The 26888-nt window shown below is 62.2% G+C and carries 24 protein-coding genes; 20 read left to right on the top strand and 4 right to left on the bottom strand.

All coding sequences use genetic code 11. From position 1 onward, the window contains the following. Positions 1 to 158: 158 nt before the first annotated feature. From KGA89_RS18030 to KGA89_RS18015, 4 genes are all read left to right on the top strand, one after another. Positions 159 to 560 carry a lysozyme inhibitor LprI family protein gene (locus tag KGA89_RS18030; protein ID WP_223472180.1) on the top strand — a complete coding sequence of 134 codons (402 nt, stop codon included), beginning with the start codon at positions 159 to 161 and terminating at the stop codon, positions 558 to 560. Between the two features lie 88 nt (positions 561 to 648). Further along, a complete protein-coding gene (locus tag KGA89_RS18025) occupies positions 649 to 903 on the top strand; it encodes a type II toxin-antitoxin system RelE family toxin (RefSeq protein WP_223472179.1) in 255 nt (84 codons plus the stop codon). After that, positions 887 to 1210 carry a helix-turn-helix domain-containing protein gene (locus KGA89_RS18020; protein WP_003206335.1) on the top strand — a complete coding sequence of 108 codons (324 nt, stop codon included), beginning with the start codon at positions 887 to 889 and terminating at the stop codon, positions 1208 to 1210. Before KGA89_RS18025 ends, KGA89_RS18020 begins: the two co-directional genes overlap by 17 nt. A gap of 32 nt (positions 1211 to 1242) precedes the next feature. After that, entirely contained in the window at positions 1243 to 1659 is a 417-nt protein-coding gene (locus KGA89_RS18015; RefSeq protein WP_003206337.1) for a DUF3010 family protein, read from the top strand. 175 nt (positions 1660 to 1834) lie between these two features. Here the strand turns inward: KGA89_RS18015 and KGA89_RS18010 are convergent, their stop codons facing one another. Together KGA89_RS18010 and KGA89_RS18005 are read right to left on the bottom strand one after the other, a co-directional pair. Beyond that, positions 1835 to 3019 (bottom strand): ATP-binding protein, encoded by a 1185-nt coding sequence (locus KGA89_RS18010; RefSeq protein WP_223472178.1) that lies wholly within the window; start codon positions 3017 to 3019, stop codon positions 1835 to 1837. A 68-nt stretch (positions 3020 to 3087) separates the two neighbouring features. Next, positions 3088 to 4047 carry a GlxA family transcriptional regulator gene (locus tag KGA89_RS18005; protein WP_046063292.1) on the bottom strand — a complete coding sequence of 320 codons (960 nt, stop codon included), beginning with the start codon at positions 4045 to 4047 and terminating at the stop codon, positions 3088 to 3090. Positions 4048 to 4233: 186 nt separating this feature from the next. Between KGA89_RS18005 and KGA89_RS18000 the strand changes: the two genes are divergently transcribed. The 6 genes from KGA89_RS18000 (at position 4234) to KGA89_RS17975 (ending at position 9698) form a co-directional block, all read left to right on the top strand. Next, entirely contained in the window at positions 4234 to 5178 is a 945-nt protein-coding gene (locus tag KGA89_RS18000) for a choline ABC transporter substrate-binding protein (RefSeq protein WP_223472177.1), read from the top strand. A gap of 71 nt (positions 5179 to 5249) precedes the next feature. After that, entirely contained in the window at positions 5250 to 6137 is an 888-nt protein-coding gene (locus KGA89_RS17995) for a 3-keto-5-aminohexanoate cleavage protein (RefSeq protein WP_223472176.1), read from the top strand. 160 nt (positions 6138 to 6297) lie between these two features. Next, complete coding sequence (locus KGA89_RS17990; protein WP_223472175.1) at positions 6298 to 7263, top strand: L-carnitine dehydrogenase; 966 nt, start codon at positions 6298 to 6300, stop codon at positions 7261 to 7263. Positions 7264 to 7392: 129 nt separating this feature from the next. Further along, the gene (locus KGA89_RS17985; RefSeq protein ID WP_223472174.1) at positions 7393 to 7869 is read left to right on the top strand and encodes a thioesterase family protein; all 477 of its coding nucleotides are present in this window, start codon (positions 7393 to 7395) and stop codon (positions 7867 to 7869) included. A gap of 20 nt (positions 7870 to 7889) precedes the next feature. Continuing rightward, a complete protein-coding gene (locus KGA89_RS17980; protein WP_013694421.1) occupies positions 7890 to 9053 on the top strand; it encodes a gamma-butyrobetaine dioxygenase in 1164 nt (387 codons plus the stop codon). A gap of 381 nt (positions 9054 to 9434) precedes the next feature. After that, entirely contained in the window at positions 9435 to 9698 is a 264-nt protein-coding gene (locus KGA89_RS17975; RefSeq protein ID WP_018612353.1) for a hypothetical protein, read from the top strand. An 81-nt stretch (positions 9699 to 9779) separates the two neighbouring features. Here the strand turns inward: KGA89_RS17975 and KGA89_RS17970 are convergent, their stop codons facing one another. Together KGA89_RS17970 and KGA89_RS17965 are read right to left on the bottom strand one after the other, a co-directional pair. Then, entirely contained in the window at positions 9780 to 10883 is a 1104-nt protein-coding gene (locus KGA89_RS17970; protein WP_003177576.1) for a GlxA family transcriptional regulator, read from the bottom strand. Between the two features lie 514 nt (positions 10884 to 11397). Continuing rightward, the gene (locus tag KGA89_RS17965) at positions 11398 to 12774 is read right to left on the bottom strand and encodes an L-serine ammonia-lyase (RefSeq protein WP_223472173.1); all 1377 of its coding nucleotides are present in this window, start codon (positions 12772 to 12774) and stop codon (positions 11398 to 11400) included. Between the two features lie 424 nt (positions 12775 to 13198). Here KGA89_RS17965 and KGA89_RS17960 point away from each other — a divergent pair, with 424 nt between their 5' ends. From KGA89_RS17960 to dbpA, 10 genes are all read left to right on the top strand, one after another. Then, complete coding sequence (locus KGA89_RS17960; RefSeq protein WP_003206353.1) at positions 13199 to 14146, top strand: choline ABC transporter substrate-binding protein; 948 nt, start codon at positions 13199 to 13201, stop codon at positions 14144 to 14146. 71 nt (positions 14147 to 14217) lie between these two features. Beyond that, positions 14218 to 15063 (top strand): choline ABC transporter permease subunit, encoded by an 846-nt coding sequence (choW, locus tag KGA89_RS17955; protein ID WP_003206355.1) that lies wholly within the window; start codon positions 14218 to 14220, stop codon positions 15061 to 15063. After that, the gene (gene choV, locus KGA89_RS17950) at positions 15060 to 16238 is read left to right on the top strand and encodes a choline ABC transporter ATP-binding protein (RefSeq protein ID WP_003206357.1); all 1179 of its coding nucleotides are present in this window, start codon (positions 15060 to 15062) and stop codon (positions 16236 to 16238) included. Before choW ends, choV begins: the two co-directional genes overlap by 4 nt. Positions 16239 to 16549: 311 nt before the next feature. Next, positions 16550 to 17170, top strand: coding sequence for a transcriptional regulator BetI (gene betI, locus KGA89_RS17945; RefSeq protein WP_003206359.1), 621 nt, complete (start codon positions 16550 to 16552; stop codon positions 17168 to 17170). 80 nt (positions 17171 to 17250) lie between these two features. Continuing rightward, positions 17251 to 18723, top strand: a complete 1473-nt coding sequence (betB, locus tag KGA89_RS17940) for a betaine-aldehyde dehydrogenase (RefSeq protein WP_223472172.1) — start codon at positions 17251 to 17253, stop codon at positions 18721 to 18723. A gap of 147 nt (positions 18724 to 18870) precedes the next feature. Continuing rightward, complete coding sequence (betA, locus tag KGA89_RS17935) at positions 18871 to 20574, top strand: choline dehydrogenase (RefSeq protein WP_223472171.1); 1704 nt, start codon at positions 18871 to 18873, stop codon at positions 20572 to 20574. A gap of 230 nt (positions 20575 to 20804) precedes the next feature. Further along, complete coding sequence (locus tag KGA89_RS17930) at positions 20805 to 22247, top strand: TldD/PmbA family protein (RefSeq protein ID WP_223472170.1); 1443 nt, start codon at positions 20805 to 20807, stop codon at positions 22245 to 22247. A gap of 1 nt (position 22248) precedes the next feature. Continuing rightward, on the top strand, positions 22249 to 23586 hold the full coding sequence (locus tag KGA89_RS17925; RefSeq protein WP_223472169.1) for a TldD/PmbA family protein: 1338 nt from the start codon (positions 22249 to 22251) through the stop codon (positions 23584 to 23586). Between the two features lie 70 nt (positions 23587 to 23656). After that, positions 23657 to 25123 (top strand): multidrug transporter subunit MdtD, encoded by a 1467-nt coding sequence (gene mdtD, locus KGA89_RS17920; RefSeq protein WP_155499109.1) that lies wholly within the window; start codon positions 23657 to 23659, stop codon positions 25121 to 25123. A gap of 345 nt (positions 25124 to 25468) precedes the next feature. Continuing rightward, on the top strand, positions 25469 to 26806 hold the full coding sequence (gene dbpA, locus KGA89_RS17915) for an ATP-dependent RNA helicase DbpA (RefSeq protein ID WP_230494465.1): 1338 nt from the start codon (positions 25469 to 25471) through the stop codon (positions 26804 to 26806). The last annotated feature ends 82 nt before the right edge of the window (positions 26807 to 26888 follow it).

Raw genomic sequence — 26888 nt, 5'->3', positions numbered from 1 at the left:
CGTGGCGACCCGGTGCAAAAACGACAGGGGAATTGCCGAAAGCGTCAATCCACGACAATGGACTACAACAGGCCCACCCTACCCGTCTGTTCTTTAGCCGACGCTTGCGCCAGAATCCGCCGCATCACTGGTTTTCACTGGACTCGAGCGGCAACGCGATGAAATCACTCTTCCTGGCTTTGGCACTGATCAGCACCGTCGCACATGCGACCGAAGACACCGAACCCAACCCCTGCGACGAAGTTGAAAACGACGTCCAGACCCTGGCCTGCTCGGTCTACGGCAAAACCGCCGCCGAACAATTGCTGGGCGAAAACCTGCAAAGCCTCTTTGAGCGCCTGCAAACCCGCTACGCCAGCGACAAGGCCCAGCTCAACGACATTACCACCAAGGTCAAGGCCGCCCAGCAACTGTGGCAAAAACAGCGCGAGGCCGACTGCGCCGTCGCCGCCTTCCCGGCCAAACCCGGCAGCGAAGCCTACAAAATCGCCGAAAACGACTGCATGGCCCAGGTGAGCGATGATCGGTCGGAGTTTTTGGAGTCGATTGGGCAAGACTGAGGGCAATATTCAGACACCTTTCATGCGTTGGCCCTGGAGGGGATATAAGTCAGGATTCGCAAAACTTATAAAAGACTTATATCCTTTCATGAACACCATCCACTGGACCAGAAAAGCCGTTAAGCAGCTTCTGAAATTGCATTCTGCCCATCAGGCCCAGGTTCGGGACGCCGTTACGGCGCTCGCCCAGATGCCCGACGCGGCGAACGTCAAAGCGCTTGTCGGCCATGACTACGCCTGTCGCCTTCGGGTAGGCCGCTATCGAGTCATGTTCGATTGGGACGGGGCGATCAAGATCGTCAGCATTCAAGAGGTCAGGAAACACGATGAACGTACCTACTGATATTCAGATCATCAATGACGCAGACGGGCATCCGGCATTTGTGGTCATTCCATATGCCCAATACGTCGCGCAGAAACTGGAACCCGATCTGATTCCCCATGAAGTCGTCAGCCGCATCGTCGATGGCGCCACGCCCATTCGTGCCTGGCGCGAACACCTGAACCTGACTCAAGATGAAGTCGCCAGGCGCCTGGGTATTTCTCAACCGGCGTTTGCCCAGCAAGAGTCGGTCGCCAAGCCTCGCCGAGCCACCCGCGAAAAAATTGCTGCGGCCTTTGGTATCCATGCTGACCAGTTGGAGCTGTAAGCTGCACGCCACCCTCCAGCAAAAGGATTCACATGAAAACGTGCGGCATCGAAATCAAAGGCAGCGAAGCGATCATCGCCGTTGCCTCGCTGGATCAACAGGCGTTGAGCCACGTCCCGCTGAACACCAAGAAAATCGCCCTGGACGACGATGACGAAGCCGCCAACGTCAAGGCGTTTGCTGCTCAGGTCCGAGCGTTCGTGACGGATAACGGTATCGAACGCATCGCCATCAAAAAGCGCAGCAAGAAAGGCGAGTTCGCCGGTGGGCCGACGACGTTCAAGATCGAAGGGGTCTTCCAGTTGCTGGACGGTTGCGAGGTGACGCTGCTGTCGCCGCAGACCATCAATGCACAAAGCAAGAAACATGACTTCGCCCTGCCGGCGACGCTGAACAAGTATCAGCATGAGGCGTACAAGGCGGCGTGTTCGGCGCTGATGAAGAAATAGACCTTTTCCAGCCGAACACCGTACCTATAGTCATGGAATTTTTTGTGGGAGCAAGGCTTGCCCGCGATGGAGGCGATGCGGTCCTTCAGAAACCGAGTCGACTGTTTCGCGAGCAAGCTTTGCTCCCACAAAACCCCCTCTCCACACAGGTCACTATGCTCGACCGCCAATCGGGTCAGGACCGATTCTGTTGCTTGCGATACCCCTTCAACCAATCGGCAAACGCCTTGTCCTCCAGCGCATAACCACCCCGGTTGGACTTCCACACCAATTCCTTTTCACGCAGCGCATCAATGCAGGCTTGGATGGTCTGGGTACCGGGCACGACTTCGCTTCCCATGGTCCTCAGCGCCTTGCCCACCGCCTCCAGCGTTGAATCGGTGAAAGGTGCGAAGGGCTCGTTGTTTTGCGAGCGCTCTGCCATGACCTGCAGCACGGCGCGTTGTGGCACCGTCAGGGCGTTCCAGGCGCTCTCGAACTCGGTCCAGACGCCGGCGCGCAGCATTTCAGCGCTGCTGCGCAGCAATTCACCCAACTGGCTCGCCTCACCCAGCTCCAGGGCAATTTCGCCGATGACGCTGCGCAACATCTCGGGACGGCGCCCAACCAACTCAAAAGCCTGGTCGAGGTCATCGGCGTTGAACTGGTTGGTCTGAGCCAGGTGTGCGTTCAAATGGGCGGTGTAGGCCTGGGTGAAAGCTTTGCCCAACAACGGAAACGGCGTGATGCTGGACCCGTAGAACGGTTGGTTGCGGCTCAATACCAAGTGGGCGAGCTTGTCGCGATTGGAGCCGGTGAACACCAGCCGCAGGCCGCTGGCATCCCCCTCACGTCCCTGGTTGAGCTGGTCACGGGCAGCCTTGAGGCCGAACATCGCGTTGACCCCGGCCTCGGTGGTCAAGGCATGCTGGGCTTCGTCGATCACCAGCACCACGGTTTTACCCGCGGCACGGTGCAACAGTTCCAGCGCCTGGGTCAGCGTCGCCCCTTCGGGCAGTTGCGGCTGGCTGAAATCCCAGGACAACGTGCGCAAGAAGCTGAGTTTGTCGATGCCCATGGATTTGGCGAGCTTGCGGATGCCCTTTTCATAAGGCACCAGTGCCCCGGCGATGGCCGAGGCGATCAGGTCGGCAGGGTCCTTCTCCTTGTTGGCCCAAAGATCGACATAGACCGCGAGCCAACCTCGCGTCTCGCATTCGGGAATCAAGTCTTCGCGCAGGAACGTACTTTTTCCGGTACGCCTTGGCGCGGCCAGGAACAGGCCTGAGGTGTAATCCTGGATCCCGGCGCCGGCCAGCCCATCGACAATATTGCGGGCCAGATCGGGGCGCCGGAAGACAAAACCGGGGTGCTTGGACATGGTTTTATACTCAATTATGGCGACAGGTATAATTTATAGTCGCGAGTATAATTGAGTATAAAAGCCTGTCAAACCAGTTCCCGCCCATCCCCCTGCCGTCGTCGATCCTCCCGCGGGCAGCGCTCGAACCGTGCCCGATAGCTGCGGGTGAAGTACGACGGCGACTCAAAGCCGCAGGCGATGCTCACTTCCAACACGCTCATGTCGGTCTGGCGCAGCAGCTGCCGGGCCTTCTCCAGGCGCAGGCGCAGGTAGAAGTTGCTCGGGGTGTCGTTCAGGTGCAGGCGGAACAGGCGTTCGAGCTGGCGACGGGTGACGTTGATCGATTCGGCCAGCGCCAAGGTGCTCAGGGGCGGTTCGCTGTGGGTTTCCATCTCGCCGATGACGTGCACCAGCTTCTTGTTGCGAATGCCATAGCGGTTGGCGATTTCCATGCGCTGGTGGTCTTTGCGCGGACGGATACGGCCGAGCACGAACTGCTCGCTGACCTGGATCGCCAGTTCCGAACCGTGGGCTTGGCCGATCAGGTCCAGCATCAGGTCGATGGAAGCAGTGCCGCCCGCGCAAGTGATGCGGCGACGGTCGATCTCGAACAGTTCCTGGGTCACGCTGAGTTGCGGATAGGACTCCTTGAACGCCTCGATCGCCTCCCAGTGCAAGGTCACGCGGTGCCCTTCCAACAGCCCCGCCTCGGCCAGCACCACACTGCCGGTGTCGATGCCGCCCAGGGTCACGCCTTCGTTGTCCAGCCGATGCAGCCAGCGCTCCAGCGCCGGGGTGGCGAATTTGAGCGGTTCGAACCCGGCCACCACCCAGAGGGTCGCGCCTTTCTTCAAGGGTTCAAGTGCGGCATCGGCGTTGACCGACATGCCATTGCTCGCCAGCACCGGCCCGCCATCGACACTCAGCACATGCCAGCGGTATAGCTCGCCACGAAACCGATTGGCGACCCGCAACGGCTCGATGGCCGAAATAAAACCGATGGCCGAAAAACCCGGCATCAACAAAAAGTAGAAATCCTGGGACATGGAGCGCACTCGGTTGGCGGGTAGCGTGCGGACCTTGATACGCCAGTTGCAACGGCCGTTCAAGAGTCGCTGCAGTGCAAGAGCACGTCGCCGCTGTGCGTTTTGCCAGGCGCCGGGCTGCGTAACTTGGCATCACCGGTGCGCAGATGCCGGACCCCATAACAATAAGCTGCCGAGGAACCCGACATGAAACGACTGATCAGCTCCTGTGTACTTGCACTTTGCGGTACCACTTTGCTCAATGGCGCCGCCATGGCTGCCGAGCCCGCCGCGTGCCAGAACGTGCGCCTGGGCGTGGTCAACTGGACCGACGTCATTGCCACCAGCGCCCTGACCCAAGTGATGCTCGACGGCCTCGGCTACAAGACAAAGCAAACCAGCGCCTCCCAGCAAATTATCTTCGCCGGCATCCGCGACCAGCGCCTGGATTTGTTCCTGGGCTACTGGAATCCGTTGATGACCCAGACCATCACCCCGTTCGTCGAGGCCAAGCAGGTCAAGGTGCTGGAGCAGCCAAGCCTCAAGGACGCCCGCGCGACCCTGGCCGTGCCGACCTACCTGGCCGACAAGGGCCTGAAGACCTTCGCCGACATCGCCAAATTCGAAAAAGAGTTGGGCGGCAAGATCTACGGCATCGAGCCCGGCTCCGGCGCCAATACCCAGATCAAGGCAATGATCGCCAAGAACCAGTTCGGCCTGGGTAGGTTCCAGCTGGTGGAGTCCAGCGAAGCCGGCATGCTCGCCGCCGTGGACCGCGCCGTGCGCCGCAAGGAAGCCGTGGTGTTCTTCGGCTGGGCACCGCACCCGATGAACGTCAACGTGCAAATGACCTACCTCACCGGCAGCGACGACGCCCTCGGTCCGAACGAAGGCATGGCCACCGTGTGGACCGTCACCGCGCCGGACTACGCCCAACAATGCCCGAACGTCGGTCGCTTGCTGAGCAACCTGACGTTCAGCGCCGAAGATGAGAGCCGGATGATGCAGCCGTTGCTCGATCACAAGGACCCGCTCGAATCGGCCCGGCAATGGCTCAAGGATCATCCGCAAGACAAGCAGCGTTGGCTCGAAGGCGTCACCACCTTCGACGGCAAGCCCGCCGCCGACAACCTGAAACTGACCAGTAACTGAGCAACCGCTATCCATCTGCGCAGCACCAAAGGGCTGTGCAGTGACTCACCACGCCTGAAGGAATCCGCACCATGAACCACGACGTCATCATCACCTGCGCACTCACCGGTGCTGGCGACACGACCGCCAAGAGCCCTCACGTACCGGTCACCCCGAAACAGATCGCCGCCGCTGCCGTCGAGGCGGCGAAGGCCGGGGCCACGGTGGTCCATTGCCACGTCCGCGACCCGCAGACCGGCAAGTTCAGCCGCGACGTGGCGCTGTACCGCGAGGTGATGGAGCGCATCCGTGAAGCGGACGTGGACATCATCGTCAACCTCACCGCCGGCATGGGCGGCGACCTGGAGATCGGTGCGGGCGAACGGCCGATGGAGTTCGGTCCCAACACCGACCTGGTCGGTCCGCTGACCCGCCTGGCCCACGTCGAAGAGCTGTTGCCGGAAATCTGCACGCTGGATTGCGGCACCCTGAACTTCGGCGACGGCGACACCATTTACGTCTCCACCCCGGCGCAACTGCGGGCCGGCGCCAAGCGCATCACCGAGCTGGGGGTCAAGGCCGAGCTGGAGATCTTCGACACCGGTCATCTGTGGTTCGCCAAGCAACTGATCAAGGAAGGCCTGCTGGAAAACCCGCTGTTCCAACTCTGCCTGGGCATCCCGTGGGGCGCACCGGCCGACACCACCACCATGAAAGCCATGGTCGACAACCTGCCGGCGGACGCGGTGTGGGCCGGCTTCGGCATCGGCCGCATGCAAATGCCGATGGCCGCCCAGGCGGTGCTGTTGGGCGGCAACGTGCGGGTTGGGCTGGAAGACAACCTCTGGCTGGACAAAGGCGTACTCGCTACCAACGGCCAACTGGTGGAGCGCGCTGGCGAGGTCCTCAGCCGCCTCGGCGCCCGCGTGCTGACCCCGGCTGAAGGTCGCAAGAAAATGGGGCTGACCCAGCGCGGCTGAGCCGACATCAACTTCCCCTATTGGGGGCACAACCTGTGGGAGCAAGGCTTGCCCGCGATGACGGTATGTCAGTCGACATCCCTGTTGAATCTACTGCTGCCATCGCGGGCAAGCCTTGCTCCCACAGGAGATCACCGAACTATTTTTTCAGGAAATCACCATGAGCTTTATCACCGACATCAAGACCTTCGCCGCCCTGGGCAGCGGTGTGATCGGCAGCGGCTGGGTCAGCCGGGCCCTGGCCCATGGCCTGGACGTCGTCGCCTGGGACCCGGCGCCGGGTGCCGAAGCAGCGTTGCGCAAGCGCGTCGCCAACGCCTGGGGCGCCCTGGAAAAACAAGGCCTGGCACCCGGCGCTTCACAGGATCGGCTGCGCTTTGTCGCGACCATCGAGGAGTGTGTGCGCGACGCCGATTTCATCCAGGAAAGCGCCCCCGAGCGCCTGGAACTGAAACTCGAATTGCACGGCCAGATCAGTGCCGCCGCCAAGCCGAACGCGTTGATCGGTTCCAGTACCTCGGGGCTGCTGCCGAGCGAATTCTACGAAGGCGCCACCCATCCGGAGCGCTGCGTGGTCGGGCACCCGTTCAACCCGGTCTACCTGTTGCCGCTGGTGGAAGTGGTCGGCGGCAAAAACACCGCGCCCGAAGCCCTGCAGGCGGCGATGCAGGTATACGAATCCCTCGGCATGCGGCCACTGCATGTGCGCAAGGAAGTGCCCGGTTTCATTGCCGACCGCCTGCTCGAAGCGCTGTGGCGCGAAGCCCTGCACCTGGTCAACGACGGGGTAGCGACCACCGGAGAAATCGACGATGCGATCCGTTTCGGTGCCGGCTTGCGCTGGTCGTTCATGGGCACGTTCCTGACCTACACCCTGGCCGGCGGCGATGCCGGCATGCGGCACTTCATGGCCCAGTTCGGCCCGGCGCTGCAACTGCCGTGGACTTACCTGCCAGCGCCTGAGTTGACCGAGAAGCTGATCGACGACGTGGTGGACGGCACGAGCGCGCAATTGGGCAGCCACAGCATCTCGGCCCTGGAGCGCTATCGTGATGATTGCCTGCTGGCGGTGCTGGAGGCGGTGAAGACCACCAAAGAAAAGCATGGGATGACCTTTGCCGAGTAACTGATCGTTCCCATGCTCTGCGTGGGAATGCAGCCCGGGACGCTCCGCGTTCCGAATGAAGCGTGACGCAGAGCGTCACAAGAGGCGTTCCCACGCAGAGCGTGGGAACGATCATGCTCGGAGACAGCCATGCCCACCCTCACCACCTACCAAACCCGCATACTCCCCGAATGGGTCGATTACAACGGCCACCTGCGCGATGCCTTCTACCTGCTGATCTTCAGCTACGCCACCGACGCGCTGATGGACCGGCTCGGCCTGGACAGCCAGAACCGCGAAGCCAGCGGCCACTCGTTGTTCACCCTCGAACTGCACCTGAACTACCTGCACGAAGTGAAGCTCGACGCCCAGGTCGAGGTGCACACGCACATCATCGGCCACGACGCCAAACGCCTGCACCTCTACCACAGCCTGCATCTGGTCGGCGGTGATAAAGAGCTGGCCGGCAATGAACAGATGCTGCTGCACGTCGACCTGGCCGGCCCGCGCTCGGCGCCTTTCACCGAACAGGCCCTGGGCCAGCTCAGCGCCCTGCTCGACGAACAATCCGACCTGCCGCCGCCGCTGTACATCGGCCGGATCATCGCCCTGCCTCTCCCCCGATAGGCCGCGAACAGGAGATCGCCATGAACACCGCCGCCGCCTTTGCCGACTTCCGCCGTTACCCCCTGATCTCCCCATTGACCGCCGCCACACCGTTGACCGACCGGGTGCAAGTGACGTGGGCCGATGGCCGGGCCAGCCCCTTTCATCACCAGTGGCTGCGGGACAACTGCCCTTGCCCTCAATGCGTCTACAGCGTCACCCGCGAGCAGGTGCTGGAAATCGTCGACGTCCCTGAAGACATCACCCCCCGCGCAACCTACCTCGATGACGAAGGCTGCCTGTGCGTGGACTGGCAGGACGGCCACCAGAGCCGTTTCGATCCGGGCTGGTTGCGCGCCCACGCCTACGATGATCAGTCCCGAGCCGAGCGCCTGGCGAACAAGCCCCGACGCCAACTGTGGCGGCACGACCTGCAATTGCCAGTGTTCGACTACCCAGCGCTGATGGACGACACCGATGCGTTGTTGCAATGGTTGCTGGCGGTGCGCGACATCGGCCTGACCCAGGTGCGCGGCGTACCCACCGAACCCGGCTCGCTGAAACGGATTGCCCAGCGCATTTCCTTTATTCGCGAGAGCAACTTCGGTGTGCTGTTCAATGTGCAGTCCAAGGCCGATGCCGACAGCAACGCCTACACCGCTTTCAACCTGCCGCTGCACAGTGATTTGCCGACCCGGGAATTGCAGCCGGGGCTGCAATTCCTGCATTGCCTGGTGAATGACGCCGACGGCGGCGAGAGCATTTTTGTCGACGGGTTTTCCATTGCTGAAGCGCTGCGCCAGGAAGACCCCGAGGCCTTCGACGCGCTGTGCCGGATCCCGGTGGAGTTTCGCAACAAGGACCGTCGCAGCGACTACCGCTGCCTGGCGCCCATCATCGCCCTGGACGCCCTCGGCCAGGTTTCGGAAATCCGCATGGCGAACTTCCTGCGTGGGCCGTTCGACACCACGGTCGAGCAGATGCCTAAGCTTTACCGCGCCTACCGCCGCCTCATTGCCCTGACCCGCGAGCCACAATTTCGCCTGATACAGCGTCTCGAGCCCGGCCAGCTCTGGTGCTTCGACAACCGCCGCACGCTCCACGCCCGCAATGCCTTCGACCCGGCTTCCGGGGCCCGGCATTTCCAGGGGTGCTATGTGGATCGGGATGAGTTGTTGTCGCGGATTCTGGTGTTGCAGCGCTAGACCGCGTCATCGTTCATCGCGAGCAAGCTCACTCCCACAGGGGTTCTGCGTCGTTCACAAAATCTAATGTGGGAGCGAGCTTGCTCGCGATGACAATCCACCAGACACCCAAGCTTTCCCTGATTCACAGGCAAAAAAATCCCCGATCAAGCCGTGACAGGATCGGGGCAGGTTGCGTTACTGGAGGAGCTGTCGCGCGAGGGTGACCAAACCATCGTGATTCAGCTTGAGGTCAGTGTGCCCAGTCCAGCCCCGTGCAAGTTAGCCGAAAACGACGCCTCCATAGTCATTCATGACATTGCGACCATTTGCCCTTGCCGCCGCTTCGGGTCGCTACCAGAATCGAGACACGACCCCAATCCCTGAACAAGGAAAAGCGTCATGATGTACGCCGATTTGATCGACCAGGAAGACCTGCTGGGCCATCTCAAGGCCCTGGGCCTGCAAATACCCAGTGGCTCCACCGCCGAGCAGGCATGCGAGTGCGCCGTGCGGGGGCTGGACACTGTCCGTGCCAATGACTTGCGGCGGATGGTCAAGGAGATGTACACCAGCAGCGCCACCATCCTGCCGGCCGTGCGCCAGGCGATTGATAAGCAGCTGTTGCCTGCGTTGATGCAATACCAGCAGAACCATAGCGCCTGACAAACCAATGGCTCCCGCAGGATCTGTGTCGTTCACGAAACCTGTGGGAGCGGGCTTGCTCGCGATAAAGGCGCTGCGGTCTTAGAGCCTCACACTGGCAAACGTCGATTCATTGCGCGCCTGGCTCAGCGCCGACAGCGGGCCGGACAATGGCGACAGCACCAGCGCCTGCGGCAGCGGCATCATCGCCACCTGTTGCGTGGTGTTGGAACCGACGCGCTCGTCCCGTGGCGGAATGCCGAAGTATTCGCGGTAGCACTTGGAGAAGTGCGGAGTGGAGACGAAGCCGCACACCGAGGCCACTTCGATGATCGACATCGGCGTCTGCTTGAGCAGTTGCCGTGCACGGATCAGCCGCAGCTTGAGGTAATAGCGCGATGGCGAGCAGTGCAGGTATTTCTGGAATAACCGCTCCAGCTGACGCCGGGACACGGCGACGTACACCGCCAGCTCGTCCAGGTCGATCGGCTCTTCGAGGTTGGCCTCCATCAGCGCGACGATTTCCTGCAACTTCGGCTGGTTGGTGCCGAGCATGTGCTTGAGCGGCACACGCTGGTGATCCTGTTCGTTGCGGATACGCTCGTAGACAAACATTTCCGAGATCGCTGCCGACAGTTCACGACCGTGATCGCGGCTGATCAGGTGCAGCATCATGTCCAGCGGCGCGGTGCCACCGGAGCTGGTGAAGCGGTTGCGATCAAGGGTGAACAAACGGGTGCTCATCGACACCCGTGGGAAAGCTTCCTGCATTGCCGCCAGGCATTCCCAGTGCACGCTGCAATCGAAGCCGTCCAGCAGGCCGGCGCAGGCCAGGGCCCAACTGCCGGTACAAACCGCGCCGAGGCGACGGGATTGGCGGGCCTGGCTCTGCAGCCACGACACGTGTTCGCGGGTCACGGTGCGCTGGATGCCGATGCCGCCACAGACGATGACAGTATCCAGGGCCGGCGCCTTGTGCATCGAGGCGTCGGGGGTGATCTGCAAGCCGTCGCTGGCCCAGACCTGGCCGCCATCGACCGTAAGGGTGGTCCACCGATATAGCTCGCGACCGGACAGTTGGTTGGCCATGCGCAGCGGTTCTACCGCGGACGCCAGGGAAATCAGCGTGAAATTGTCCAGCAGCAAAAAGCCGATGGATTGAGGCGCACGGTTCTGGGGTTGGGCCCCGGAGTTGGACGTCGTCATCGCGGTATCTCCTCACACAAAGCGGGTGATGGCCTCAGGCGGAGGCTCTTTTTATTGGTTATTGCCCTCGTTCTCACAAAGGAGCTGGGCTTTACAGCAATAGAGCAATTGCCATGCCTAAAATTGAATACGCGTTCAATAAATCCTGAAAACGACATCACGACCTGTCTATATAAGGCGTACATCGAGTACGGGTTATGAGCGCCATCAATGGCGGCAGGCACCTGCCACAGCGGACCGTGAGCAGTTCGGTAGCACTTGTGGGTACTGGGCTGCGCCGCTTGCGCAACGAGTATCACCACAGGTGCGGATGACGGACGGTCGAGCGCGATTCAGTGGTTGGCTCGACAACAGGGGGCTTGTCTGTTTGCGACGCGCTAAAAGGTGGCGCGTTTGCAGATTGGTGTTCATTTTGTGAGCGGTTTTCGCTCTTGTGAATAAAGGGAATCATCTGTGGGAGCAAAGCTTGCTCCCACAGAGAATCCCCTTGCTACAGAGGATGCGAGAACGCGATTCAGCACTCCACCGCACTGACCGCCAAGCCGCCGCGCGAGGTCTCTTTGTATTTGTCATGCATGTCGGCACCGGTATCACGCATGGTGCGAATAACCCGGTCCAGGGAGATGAAATGCTGGCCATCCCCGCGCAGGGCCATTTGGGCGGCGTTGATGGCCTTGACCGCGGCGATCGCATTGCGCTCGATGCACGGCACCTGCACCAGGCCGCCCACTGGGTCGCACGTCAGGCCGAGGTTGTGTTCCAGGCCGATTTCCGCCGCGTTGCACAGTTGCTCCGGCGTGGCCCCGAGAATTTCCGCCAGGCCCGCCGCCGCCATGGCGCAGGCCGATCCCACTTCGCCCTGGCAACCGACTTCGGCGCCAGAAATCGATGCGTTCTTCTTGCACAGGATCCCGACCGCCGCCGCACCGAGGAAATAATCCACGACGTTGGCGTCGGTGACCGCCTCGCTGAATTTCATGAAGTAATGCAGCACCGCCGGAATGATCCCCGCCGCGCCATTGGTCGGCGCCGTGACCATGCGTCCGCCGGCGGCGTTCTCTTCGTTGACCGCCAAGGCGAACAGGTTGACCCACTCCATGGCGCTGAGGGTCGAGCCGATGACATTGGGTTTGTTCAGTTCTTGCAGGCTGCGATGCAACTTGGCCGCCCGTCGACGAACATTCAAGCCGCCCGGCAGGATGCCTTCGTGCTTGAGACCCTGCTCGACGCAATCCTGCATGGCCCGCCAGAGCTTCATCAGGCCGCTGCGGATCTCGTCTTCCGAACGCCAGACCTTTTCGTTGGCCATCATCAACTCGGCCACCCGCAGGTTGTGGCTGCGGCACAACTGAAGCAACTCTTCGGCGCTGGAAAAATCGTAAGGCAGTTCGGTGCGATCCAGGTCCACCACACCGCTGGCGGCCTGGGCCTGATCGACGACGAAACCACCGCCGACCGAGTAATAGGTGTCGCGGTGCAGCTCGCCGTCGGCGGCCTCGGCCACCAGCGTCATGGCGTTGGGATGGAATGGCAGGTTTTCGTCGATCAGGCGCATGTCCCGGGACCAGATGAACGGCACCGACAGGCGACCGTCCAGCAGCAGGGTCTGGGTGTCGCGCAGTCGCTCGATGCGTACACCAATCTGCGACGGATCGATCGCGTCCGGCCACTCGCCCATCAAGCCCATGATCACCGCGTTATCGCTGCCATGGCCGATGCCTGTGGCTGAAAGCGAACCGTAGAGCTGAACTTCCACCCGCGCTACTAGTTCCAAAAGTCCTCGTTCACGCAAACCTTGCACGAACAAGGCGGCGGCCCGCATCGGGCCCACGGTGTGTGAGCTGGACGGGCCGATACCGATTTTGAACAGGTCGAACACGCTGATTGCCATTGCCGAAAACCTCCAGAACAGGCACATCCGGGCGCAGGAGCGTCCGGTGACGGAGCTGCTACGCTCAACGCCGGGATGGCCGCATCATCCGGTTTTTGCCTTGGGGTCCGACGTCTGACACCGACGCAATCATGCCCAGCAACGCCGCCCCGTCCTGGCCCCGGTTTTGCGCCGTTTTTCTGCGTATCAGGGGCCCGCCAGGGGCGGAAAAAATCTGTAAACGACGTCACCGACACTGGATGCGACCCTCCCTGTACTGGATACGACCCACCCTGTAGGCGTCAGATTTGCACTGGTACATGATCGGTTACGGCTCGTTTGCAAGGCCGCGTGTCAGAGAGTGCCCACGCGCCACCAACCGCAACATCCAATAAGCGCGGTTGTCCTGACCGGACACCGCCGATAAAACACCAGGAGTCCACCCATGAAAGGTTCCACATCGTTGTTGTTGGCCGCCATGCTGAGTCTTCCGATGCTGGCCAACGCTGCTGAACCCCAACAGTGCAGCACCGTCAACTTCTCCGACGTCGGCTGGACCGACATCACCGTGACCACCGCCACCACCAGCGTGGTGCTGGACGCCCTCGGCTACAAGACCAAGACCACCATGATTTCCGTGCCGGTGACCTACAAGTCCCTGGCCGACGGCAAGAACATGGACGTATTCCTCGGCAACTGGATGCCGACAATGGAAAACGACATCAAGGCCTACCGCGAAGCCGGCACCGTGGAAACCGTGCGCACCAACCTCAAGGGCGCCAAGTACACCCTGGCCGTGCCTCAGGCTTTGTATGACAAAGGCCTGCACGACTTCGCCGACATCCCCAAATTCAAGAAAGAGCTGGACGGCAAGATCTACGGGATCGAGCCCGGCAACGACGGCAACCGCCTGATCCAGAGCATGATCGAAAAGAACGCCTTCGGCCTGAAGGACGCGGGCTTCAAAGTCGTCGAGTCGAGTGAAGCCGGCATGCTTTCGCAGGTCGACCGCGCCGCCAAGCGTGGCACCGACGTGGTGTTCCTCGGCTGGGCGCCACACCCGATGAACACCCGCTTCAAGATCCAGTACCTGACCGGCGGCGACGACTTCTTCGGCCCCGACTTCGGTGCCGCAACCGTGGCGACCAACACCCGCAAGGGCTACAGCCAGGAATGCAGCAACGTTGGCCAGCTGTTGAAAAACCTGGAGTTCACCGTCGACATGGAAAGCACGCTGATGGGCAACGTGCTCGACGACAAGATGAAGCCGGAGGCTGCCGCCAAGGCCTGGCTGAAGAAAAACCCACAGGTACTCGATACCTGGTTGGCTGGCGTGACCACCATTGACGGTAAACCTGGCCTGGACGCCGTGAAAGCCAAGCTTGCGCAGTAACTGCTTATGTTATGCCGGGCGGGTTCGCTCGCCCGGGCTGTTTATTCCCTTGCATGCGGACGTTCACTACCATGCTCATTGATCAGAAAATACCCTTAGGCCAGTACATTGCCGGCTTCGTCGAATGGTTGACGCAACACGGCGCCAGCACCTTCGACGCAATCGCACTGTTCCTGGAAACGATGATTCACGGCGTGACGTTTGCGCTGACCTGGTTCAATCCCCTGGCCCTGATCGGCCTCATTGCGCTATTGGCGCACTTCATCCAGCGCAAATGGGGCCTGACCGTATTCGTCATTGCGTCCTTTCTGCTGATCCTCAACCTGGGTTACTGGCAAGAGACCATGGAAACCCTCGCCCAGGTGCTGTTCGCGACCCTGGTTTGCGTACTGATCGGCGTGCCGCTGGGCATTGTTGCCGCGCACAAGCCGATGTTCTACACCCTGATGCGTCCGGTGCTCGATCTGATGCAGACCGTACCGACCTTCGTTTACCTCATTCCTACCCTGACCCTCTTCGGGCTGGGTGTGGTCCCAGGCCTGATCTCCACGGTGGTGTTCGCGATTGCCGCGCCCATCCGCCTGACCTACCTGGGCATCCGCGACGTACCGGACGAACTGATGGACGCTGGCAAAGCCTTCGGCTGCTCCCGTCGCCAGCTCCTGTCGCGTATCGAACTGCCCCATGCGATGCCGAGCATCGCGGCTGGTATCACCCAGTGCATCATGCTGTCGTTGTCGATGGTGGTGATCGCCGCACTGGTGGGCGCCGATGGCCTGGGCAAACCCGTGGTCAACGCACTGAACACGGCCGATATCGCCCTGGGCTTCGAAGCCGGCCTGGCGATCGTGCTGCTGGCGATCATGCTCGACCGAATCTGCAAACAACCCGACGCCAAAGTAGGGGGTGACGCATGAGCATAATCCGTTTTGAAGACGTTGACGTGATCTTCTCCAGGGATCCACGCGAAGCCCTCAAGCTGCTCGACCAGGGCATGACCCGCAACGAAATCCTGAAGAAAACCGGGCAAATCGTCGGCGTGGAAAAAGCCAGCCTGGACATCGAGAAAGGCGAAATCTGTGTCTTGATGGGCCTGTCCGGCTCCGGCAAATCCAGCCTGCTGCGCTGCATCAACGGCTTGAACACCGTCAGCCGCGGCAAGCTGTTCGTCGAACACGAAGGCCGGCAGATCGACATCGCCTCCTGTACCCCCGCCGAACTGAAGATGATGCGCACCAAGCGCATCGCCATGGTGTTCCAGAAGTTCGCCCTGATGCCTTGGCTGACGGTGCGCGAGAACATCAGCTTCGGTCTGGAAATGCAGGGCCGTCCCGAGAAAGAACGGCGCAAGCTGGTGGATGAGAAGCTGGAGCTGGTGGGCCTGACCCAATGGCGCAACAAGAAGCCCGATGAATTGTCCGGCGGCATGCAGCAACGGGTCGGCCTGGCCCGCGCCCTGGCGATGGACGCCGACATCCTGCTGATGGACGAACCCTTCTCGGCCCTCGACCCGCTGATCCGCCAGGGTCTGCAGGACGAACTGCTGGAGCTGCAACGCAAGCTGAGCAAGACCATCGTATTCGTCAGCCACGACCTCGACGAAGCCCTGAAGCTGGGCAGCCGTATCGCGATCATGAAAGACGGCCGGATCATCCAGTACAGCAAGCCGGAAGAAATCGTGCTGAACCCGGCGGACGACTACGTGCGCACTTTCGTCGCCCACACCAACCCGCTCAACGTCCTGTGCGGTCGCAGCCTGATGCGCACCCTGGACAACTGCAAGCGCATCAACGGTTCGGTGTGCCTGGACCCGGGCGGCGACTCCTGGCTCGACCTCGCCGAAGGCAACACCATCAAGGGCGCCCGGCAGAACGGCGCGGCACTGGACCTGCAAAACTGGGTACCGGGCCAAGCCGTCGAAGAGCTGGGTCGGCGTCCGACCCTGGTGGACTCCAACATCGGCATGCGCGACGCGTTGCAGATTCGCTACCAGACCGGCAACAAACTGGTGCTCCACGATAACCAGCAAGTCGTCGGGATCCTGGGCGACAGCGAGCTGTACCACGCGCTGCTGGGCAAGAACCTGGGCTGAGCCAACGCCAGCAAAAACGCCGCGAGATGAACGCGGCGTTTTTGTTTGGGTGGTTCTGAACTGCTGACTAGCTTGACCTGGAATGCAAATCTCCTCGCCACAACAGCATTCCAGCGATCAAGCGCATTTGGCCTGCATGCCAACCGACGAGTGTTATAAAGACATCCCCAAAAGTCCTCGCCCCGGCAAATAGCGACGACTTGTCATGAACTTATTTTTTGTTGATTGAACGTTCAATCAAAACAAAATAGACTGGCTTTCGTTCCGGCAGACGACATTCGTGCGCCGGATGGCCTAAGGAGATGTGCTAGATGCCCAAGGTCGGTATGCAACCCATCCGCCGCCAACAACTGATCGAAGCCACGTTACAAGCGGTCGATCAAGTCGGCATGGGGGACGCCAGCATTGCGCTGATCGCCCGTTTGGCCGGTGTCTCCAACGGCATCATCAGTCACTACTTTCAGGACAAGAATGGCCTGATCGCGGCCACGGCCCAGTACCTGATGACTGTCCTGAGCGAGAACGTCACCGCACGCCGCCAGGCGCTGGAGGACACAAGCCCCCGGGCTCACCTCAAGGTGATCATCGAAGGCAACTTCGACGCCAGCCAGGTCAATGGCCCGGCAATGAAAACCTGGCTGGCCTTCTGGGCCACCAGCATGCACCACCCGTCTTTGCACAGGTTGCAGCGGATCAACGATCACCGTCTGTATTCCAACCTGTGTAGCCAGTTCCGCCGCGTGTTGCCCGTCGATCAGGCGCGCAGCGCGGCACGGGGCCTGGCCGCGCTGATTGACGGCTTGTGGCTGCGCGGAGCGCTGTCGGGAGACGCGTTCGATACCGCCCAGGCGCACCAGATCGCTTACGAATACATGGATTTCCAACTGGCCAAAGCAGGGGCACCAGAGCACACAGAACCGCTCGACTCCTGAACCGCCGCCGAACCGCGTAGTCAGCTATAAACGACACGCTCCGGTGGTCAGCCAACCACTTATGCACTTGCGAGGACTTTATGGCCCGTTTCGAACTGCAAAAACTCTACATCGATGGCGCGTACAGCGATGCCAGCGGCGACGCCACTTTCGAAGCCATCAACCCTGCCAACGGTGAGGTCCTTGCCCAAGTGCAGCGTGCGACGTTCGAGGACGTCGAGCGCGCCGTGGTCAGCGCCGAAAAGGGCCAGAAAGTCTGGGCCGCCATGACCGCCATGCAGCGTTCGCGCATCCTGCGTCGCGCCGTCGACATCCTGCGCGAGCGCAACGATGAGTTGGCCGCCCTGGAAACCCTGGACACCGGCAAGGCCTACTCCGAAACCCGCTACGTCGACATCGTCACTGGCGCCGACGTGCTGGAATACTACGCCGGCCTGGTGCCTGCCATCGAAGGCGAGCAGGTTCCGCTGCGCACCACTTCATTCGTCTATACCCGTCGCGAGCCCCTGGGCGTAGTGGCCGGTATCGGCGCGTGGAACTACCCGATCCAGATCGCCCTGTGGAAATCCGCCCCGGCCCTGGCAGCCGGTAACGCGATGATCTTCAAACCGAGCGAAGTCACCTCGCTGACCACCCTGAAACTGGCCGAAATCTACACCGAAGCCGGCGTTCCAGCGGGTGTGTTCAACGTCCTGACCGGCAGCGGCCGTGAAGTCGGCACCTGGCTGACCGAGCACCCGCGCATCGAAAAAATCTCCTTCACCGGCGGCACCGACACCGGCAAGAAAGTCATGGCCAGCGCCTCGAGCTCTTCGCTCAAGGACGTGACCATGGAACTGGGCGGCAAGTCGCCGCTGATCATCTTCGACGACGCCGACCTGGATCGCGCCGCCGACACCGCGATGATGGCCAACTTCTACAGCTCCGGTCAGGTCTGCACCAACGGCACCCGCGTGTTCGTGCCGAGCCACCTCAAGCCCGCCTTCGAAGCCAAGATCGCCGAGCGCGTGGCACGCATCCGCATCGGCAATCCTGAGGACGAAAATACCAACTTCGGCCCACTGGTGAGCTTCGCCCACATGGAAAGCGTGCTGGGCTACATCGAGAAAGGCAAAGCCGAAGGCGCTCGCCTGCTGTGCGGCGGCAGTCGCCTGACCGACGGCGAATTGGCCAAGGGCGCGTTCGTCGCCCCGACCGTGTTCACCGATTGCACCGACGAGATGACCATTGTGCGTGAAGAAATCTTCGGCCCGGTGATGAGCATCCTCACCTATGACACCGAAGAAGAAGTGATCCGCCGCGCCAACGACACCGACTTCGGCCTGGCCGCTGGCGTCGTCACTCGCGACCTGAACCGCGCCCACCGTGTGATCCACCAGCTCGAAGCCGGTATCTGCTGGATCAACGCCTGGGGTGAGTCGGCCGCTGAAATGCCGGTCGGTGGCTACAAGCAATCGGGCGTGGGCCGGGAGAACGGCATCAGCTCGCTGAACAACTTCACACGCATCAAATCGGTACAGGTCGAGTTGGGCGATTACACGTCGGTGTTCTGATCTGGCATTGCTTCGCCGGCCAGGCCGCCATCGCGAGCAAGCTCGCTCCCACATTGGGATGAGATCTCCTGTGGGAGCGAGCTTGCTCGCGATCGAGTGCAAAGCACTCGCCAACCCTGAACCCAATTCCAGAAGAGGGTGCATTTCATGTCCCAAACATTCGATTACATCATCATCGGCGCCGGTTCGGCCGGTAACACCCTGGCTACCCGCCTGACCGAAGACGAAGGCGTCACCGTCCTGCTGCTCGAAGCCGGCGGGCCGGACTACCGCCTGGACTTCCGCACACAAATGCCCGCCGCCCTGGCGTTCCCGCTGCAAGGCCGGCGCTACAACTGGGCCTACGAGACCGACCCGGAGCCACACATGAATGGCCGCCGCATGGAATGCGGTCGCGGCAAGGGCCTGGGCGGTTCTTCGCTGATCAACGGCATGTGCTACATCCGCGGCAACGCCCTGGACTATGACAACTGGGCCAAGCTGCCGGGCCTGGAAGACTGGACCTACCTCGATTGCCTGCCGTATTTCCGTAAAGCCGAAACCCGCGACATCGGCCCGAACGATTACCACGGTGGCGACGGCCCGGTCAGCGTGACCACGCCCAAGGCCGGCAACAACCCGCTGTTCCACGCCATGGTCGAAGCCGGCGTACAGGCCGGTTACCCGCGTACCGAAGACCTCAATGGCTACCAGCAGGAAGGTTTCGGCCCGATGGACCGTACCGTGACGCCCAATGGCCGTCGCGCCAGCACCGCACGCGGTTACCTGGACATCGCCAAGAAGCGCTCGACCCTGACCATCGTCACCCACGCCCTGACCGACAAGATCATCTTCGAAGGCAAGCGCGCGGTCGGCGTGCGTTACCTGGTAGGCGCCGCCGAAGAGCGCGTCGAAGCCCGGGCGCGCAAGGAAGTGCTGCTGTGCTCCGGCGCCATCGCCTCGCCGCAGATCCTCCAGCGTTCCGGTGTAGGCCCGGCGAAGCTGCTGGAAAGCCTCGACATCCCGGTGGTTCACGATCTGCCAGGCGTCGGTGAAAACCTGCAGGACCACTTGGAGCTGTACCTGCAATACGCCTGTACCCAACCGGTTTCGCTGTATCCGTCGCTGCTCTGGTACAACCAGCCGGCCATCGGTGCCGAGTGGCTGTTCAACGGCACCGGGATTGGCGCCAGCAACCAGTTCGAGGCTGGCGGTTTCATCCGCACCCGTCCGGAATTCGATTGGCCGAACATCCAGTATCACTTCCTGCCGGTGGCGATTAACTACAACGGCAGCAACGGGGTGAAGGAACACGGTTTCCAGGCGCACATGGGTTCCATGCGCTCGCCAAGCCGCGGCCGGATCCGGGCCAAGTCCAAGGACCCACGCCAGTACCCGAGCATCCTGTTCAACTACATGGCGACCGAGCAGGACTGGCAGGAATTTCGCGATGGCATCCGCCTGACCCGCGAGATCATGCAGCAGCCGGCGCTCGATCCGTTCCGTGGCCGCGAGATCAGCCCGGGCATCGAGGTGCAGACGGACGAGCAGTTGGACCAGTTCATCCGCGAGCATGCCGAAACCGCGTTCCACCCGTCCTGCTCGTGCAAGATGGGCACCGACGACATGGCGGTGGTGGACGGCGAAGGCCGCGTGCATGGCATGCAAGGGTTGCGCGTGGTGGATGCCTCGATCATGCCGATCATCACCACCGGCAACCTCAACGCGCCGACGATCATGATCGCCGAGAAAATCGCCGACAAGATCCGCGGCCGCCAGCCTCTGCCACGCAGCACCGCACCGTACTTCGTGGCCGGCGATGCGCCGGTGCGTGGCAGGCCAATGCGTGAAGTCGGGCCTACCGCCCAGTAAGACTCAGGGCCGCATCGCGAGCAGGCTCGCTCCCACAGGGGATTGGTGGTGAACACAGATTTTGTGACCACCCAAGATCCACTGTGGGAGCGAGCCTGCTCGCGATTGCGTCCACCCTGACACCCCAAATGCCTATCTGCCTTGATCCCTCCCCCGCCCAGGCCTAATCTAGAGCCGCCGCGTCAACGCGCCGCACCTCGCTGCACCGCCACTCCAGACAAGGAGGTTCCATGTTCGACTTCCACCCCCAGCTCAAGCAGCGTTTTGCTGCCTTGCGCACGGGCGCTGAATTCTTTTCCCTGCGTTACGTGCGCGAGTCCGGCCAGCACCTGTCGGTGCGCAAGAATGTCGCCGAACCGCCCAGCCTGGGCCGTGATGAAGGGGCGATGCTCACCGTGCGGGTCAACGGGGTCGAGGCGTATGCCGCTACCAACGACCTGTCCCAGGCCGGCCTGCAAGCGGCACTGGAACGCGCCGAGCAACATGCCCGCGGCCTCAAGCCCCATGCCCTGCTGGACCTGCGCGAGCAAGCGGTGTCCAGCGACCGCGCCGATTACTTCTCGCCGAATTTCGACCAGGCCTTCCCGGCACTGAGCGATTGCTATCAATTGCTCGGTGACGAGTCAGCCGCAGTGCCTCAGGACGAGCGCCTGGTGAACTGGCAAGCCAGCATCGGCCTGACCCAGGTCGAGCAGATCTACCTCAACAGTGCCGGCGCTGAACTGCGCCAGGCCCAACGCTTCATCTACCCGGCCCTGGAAGTCACCGCCTTCGACGGCAACGACAGCCAGACCCGTACCCTGGGCCGGGAAAACTTCGGCCAGCAAGGCGGCTTCGATGTGATCAGCCGCAGCGGCCTGATCGGCGCCGGGCTGAAAATCGCCGACCAGGCCCTGCAATTGCTGCTGGCACCGAACACCCCGCAAGGCCCCCGCGACCTGCTGCTGATGCCCGACCAGATGATGTTGCAGATCCACGAATCCATCGGTCACCCGCTGGAACTGGACCGCATCCTCGGGGACGAACGCAATTACGCCGGCACCAGCTTCGTCAAGGCCAGTGATTTCGGCCACCTGCAATACGGCTCCAGCCTGCTGAACGTGACCTTCGACCCGAACATTCCCGAGGAGCTGGCGAGCTACAGCCATGACGACGACGGCAGCGCCGCCAGCAAGCAGTTCCTGATTCGTGAAGGCCTGTTGCTGCGTCCACTGGGCGGCGCGCTGTCACAATTCCGGGCTGGCCTGGACGGTGTCGCCAACAGCCGCGCCTGCGGCTGGAATCGTCCGCCCATCGACCGCATGGCGAACCTGAACATCGAACCCGGCGACCAGTCCCTGGAACAATTGATCCAAGGCACCGAGCACGGCGTGCTGATGCGCACCAACCGCTCCTGGTCCATCGACGACGCCCGCAACAAATTCCAGTTCGGCTGCGAGTGGGGCCAGTTGATCGAGAACGGCGAGCTCAAGGGCGTGGTGAAGAACCCCAACTACCGGGGTATTTCCGCGCAATTCTGGAAGAGCCTGCGCGCCGTGGGCGATGCCAGTACCTCCCGGGTCCTGGGCACGCCGAACTGTGGCAAGGGCGAACCGAACCAGGTCATCCGTGTCGGCCATGCGTCGCCGGCCTGTGTGTTCAGCAACGTTGATGTGTTTGGAGGGGATGCCTGATATGAGCACCGTCAATAATCAGGCCGAGGCATTCAAGGTATTGGTCGACTGGCTGCGCGATGCCCTGCATGAGCAGGAACAGTTCACCTTGGGTTACGCCGCCGAGTCCTCGGCCTTCGTGCGTTTCAACCACGCCAAGGTGCGTCAGGCCGGGCAGGTGCAGCAGGCCAATGTGAGTTTCAAATTGATCGACGACGGACGCCACGCCGACTTGCAGATCACCTTGTCCGGCGACACCGAGACCGACCTGCAACGCCTGTCCGAAGGCCTGCAACAACTGCGCGAAACCTTGCCGCTGCTGCCCCGCGATCCGTACCTGTTGCTCAACCACAACCACTGGCAAAGCCATAACGTGCAGGACCATCCGCTGCCGGACACCGAGCAGGCCGTGGCTGAAATCAGCCGCGCCGCCGAAGGCCTGGACCTGGTGGGGTTCTATGCGGCCGGGCCCATCAGCCGCGGTTTCGCCAGTTCGTCGGGAGCGTTCGGCTGGCATCAGGCCAACAGCTTCAACTTCGATTTCAGCCTGTTCCATGAAAACGGCCAGGCGGTAAAAGCCAGCTATGCCGGGCATGCGTGGAGTAGCGAAGGGTTTGCCCGGCGCTTCGAGCAGGCCCGCGAGCAGCTGGCATTTCTCGGCCTGCCGCTGCGCACGTTGCCGCCCGGCGAATACCGCGCCTACCTGGCACCGGCCGCCCTGGAAGAGATCATGGGCATGCTCAGTTGGGGCGGGTTCTCGGCCCGCGCGATTGCCAGCAAGCAGAGCCCGTTGCAGAAGTTCTACGCCAACGAAGCAAGCTTGAGCCCCAACGTGTGGCTGAGCGAGCAGGTCAGCGGTTCCTTGAGCCCGGCGTTTTCCGACGAAGGTTATCCCCGCGATGACCTGGGGCTGATCGCCAAGGGCACGGCCAATGCGCAGTTGGTCAACTCCCGCAGCGCCGCCGAATACGGCCTCACCGCCAACGGTGCCAGCAGCTACGAATACCCCACGGCGCTGGACATGCAGGGCGGGCAACTGGAGCACAAATACATCCTCGAACAACTTGGCACCGGGCTATACATCAGCAACCTCTGGTACCTGAACTACTCGGACCAACCGGCCGCCCGCCTGACCGGCATGACCCGCTTCGCCACGTTCTGGGTCGAGAACGGCCAGATCGTAGCGCCGGTCAGCACCATGCGCTTCGACGACAGCGTCTACAGCCTGCTCGGCTCGCAACTCGAAGGCCTGACCCGGGAGCGGGAACTGCTGCTCTCGGCCAGCACTTACAGCCAGCGGGCCACGGCCTCGATGTTGCTGCCGGGGGCGCTGGTCAAGCGGTTGACCTTGACGCTGTAAAAAAGCATCGCGGGCAAGCCTTGCTCCCACAGGATGTACGCCGTACATGTGGGAGCAAGGCTTGCCCGCGATGAAGCCAACAGACACCCGAACACAAACAAGAGGTCCCATGCCCAACCGTGCACCGCTCGACGCCGTCACCGCCCGCTGGCTTCCGTGGGTGGTGGCGATTGCCTTCTTCATGCAGTCCCTGGACGGGACCATCCTCAACACGGCCCTGCCCGCCATGGCCAGCGACCTGGCGGAAAACCCGCTGCGCATGCAGGGCGTGATCATTGCCTACATGCTCACCGTTGCGTTGCTGATCCCGGCCTCGGGCTGGATCGCCGACCGCTTCGGCACCAAGAAGATTTTCTTCGGGGCGATCCTGCTGTTCAGCTTCGGCTCGTTGCTGTGCGCCCTGTCCAGTTCGTTGAGCATGCTGATCGGCGCCCGGGTCATCCAGGGCCTCGGTGGAGCGCTGATGCTGCCGGTGGGCAGGCTGGTGGTGCTGCGGGCGTATCCGCGCTCGGAACTGGTGCGGATCATGGGCTTCATCACCATCCCAGGCCTGCTCGGCCCACTGATCGGGCCGACCATGGGCGGCTGGATGGTCGAGTACCTGACCTGGCACTGGATCTTCATCATCAACCTGCCGGTGGGCGTGCTCGGCTGTTATGCCGTGTGGAAGTTCATCCCCGACCTGCGGGGTAGCGAGCGCACGCGGTTCGATGGGTTGGGGTTCCTGCTGTTCGGCGCGGCGATGGTGCTGATCACCATCGCCATGGAAGGCCTGGGTGAACTGCACCTGCCGCACCTGCGCGTGATGTTGCTGCTGTTCGGCGGCATGGCCTGCCTGGCGGCCTATTGGCTGCGGGCCGGGCACGTCGAGAACGCGCTGTTCCCGCCGTCACTGTTCAAGACCCGGACCTTCGCCGTGGGCATTCTTGGCAACCTGTTCGCGCGCCTGGGCAGCGGTGCGCTGCCATTCCTGGTGCCGTTGCTGCTGCAAGTCGCCCTGGGCTATTCACCGTCCCAGGCCGGGATGAGCATGCTGCCCCTGGCGGCGGCGGCCATGGTCGCCAAGTCCGTGGCCCGGCCGCTGATCGAACGCCTGGGCTATCGCATCGTCCTGACCGGCAACACCCTGGCCCTGGGCCTGATGCTGGCGAGCATGGGCCTGGTCAGTGAACAGACGCCGTACTGGCTGCTGCTGGCGCAACTGGCGGTGCTGGGGGCGATCAACTCGCTGCAATTCACCGCGATGAACACCGTGACCCTGATCGACCTGGACGACGCCAGCGCCAGCAGCGGCAACAGCCTGCTGTCGGTGGTGGCGCAACTGTCCCTGAGCCTCGGCGTGGCCTGCGCCGGCGCCCTGCTCGGCGGCTTTACCGCCCAGGTGGGTAACGATGGGGTGGAGACCGTACTGGGGGCGTTCCAGCTGACGTTCGTCACGGTGGGGATCATGGCGATGCTGGCGGCGACGATTTTTTCCCAGTTGTCACGCGAAGACGGGCGACGGGTGAAACGCCCGGATGAGCATATCGAACACTAAGTCGCTTCGTGGCTTGGAGATTTTGTGGGAGCAAGGCTTGCCCGCGATACAGGCGACTCGGTTTTCCTGGGGGAAATGCGTCGCCTGCATCGCGAGCAAGCTTTGCTCCCACAGTTTCACAGTTTCACAGTTCCACAGTTCCACAGTTCCACAGTTCCACAGTTCCAGAGCTCCCACAGTTTCTGGAATTGCCAGCCCCCCAGGGCAGGCCCTGCCCTCACAGCTCGTCCAGAACTTTCGAAGAAAGTGGCACGAGACTGCTACACTGCGCGACATTTTGTTTTGCAGGCCAGTCCCGTGACCACCATTGCCACCGCTTTTAATACTTTGCCGCTGTCCGCCGCCATGCTGGCTAACCTCGAATCACTCGGTTATGCCCAGATGACGCCGATCCAGGCGCAAAGCTTGCCGGTGATCCTCAAGGGCATGGACCTGATCGCCCAGGCCAAGACCGGCAGTGGCAAGACCGCCGCCTTTGGCATCGGCCTGCTGAACCCGATCAACCCGCGTTTCTTCGGCTGCCAGGCCCTGGTGATGTGCCCGACCCGCGAGCTGGCCGACCAGGTCGCCAAGGAAATCCGTCGCCTGGCCCGCGCCGAAGACAACATCAAGGTCCTGACCCTGTGCGGCGGTGTGTCCTTCGGCCCGCAGATCGCCTCCCTGGAACACGGCGCCCACATCATCGTCGGCACGCCAGGACGCATCCAGCAGCACCTGCGCAAGGGTTCGCTGGTCCTGGACGGCCTCAACACGCTGATCCTCGACGAAGCCGACCGCATGCTCGACATGGGTTTCTACGACGCCATCGAAGACATCATCCAGCAGACCCCGGAACGCCGCCAGACGCTGCTGTTCTCCGCCACCTACCCGGTGGGCATCAAGCAACTGTCGTCCAAGTTCATGCGTAACCCGCAGCAAGTGAAGGCCGAGGCGTTCCACTCCGACGCGCAGATCGAGCAGCGCTTCTACGAGATCTCCCCCGAGGAACGCATGGACGCAGTGGTCAAGGTCCTGGCGCATTTCCGCCCGGCCTCCTGCGTGGCGTTCTGCTTCACCAAGCAGCAGGTCCAGGAAACCGTCGATCACCTGACGTCCAAGGGCATCTCGGCCGTCGGCCTGCACGGTGACCTGGAACAGCGCGACCGCGACCAGGTTCTGGCGATGTTCGCCAACCGCAGCACCTCGGTGCTGGTGGCCACCGACGTGGCGGCCCGCGGCCTGGACATCGATGCCCTGGACATGGTGATCAACGTCGAACTGGCCCGGGACTCTGAAATCCACATCCACCGCGTCGGCCGCACTGGCCGCGCCGGGGAGAAAGGCATCGCCATCAGCCTGGTGGCGCCGTCCGAAGCCCACCGCGCCCAGGCCATCGAGCAACTGCAGAAGTCGCCGCTGAGCTGGGACCAACTGGACAACCTCAAGTCTCAAGGCGGTGGCCCGCTGTTGCCGGCCATGAGCACCCTGTGCATCGGCGCCGGGCGCAAGGACAAAGTCCGCCCCGGCGACATCCTCGGCGCCTTGACTGGCGAGGCCGGCATCCCCGGCACCCAGGTCGGCAAAATCGCGATCTTCGATTTCCAGGCCTACGTGGCAGTGGAACGCGGCATCGCCAAACAGGCCCTGCAACGCCTGAACGATGGCAAGATCAAGGGCCGCTCGTTGCGGGTGCGGATCCTGTAACCGATCGCCTGAAGAACAGAGATCAAACTGTGGGAGCGAGCTGTGTGGGAGCAAGGCTTGCCCGCGATGAAAACGCCGCGGT

Origin of the sequence: Pseudomonas sp. A-RE-22, assembly GCF_019956035.1 — a bacterium.
GTDB lineage: Bacteria > Pseudomonadota > Gammaproteobacteria > Pseudomonadales > Pseudomonadaceae > Aquipseudomonas > Aquipseudomonas brassicacearum.
Note: the sequence above shows the minus strand (reverse complement) of the source record. Positions and strands in the feature narration are given on the sequence as shown.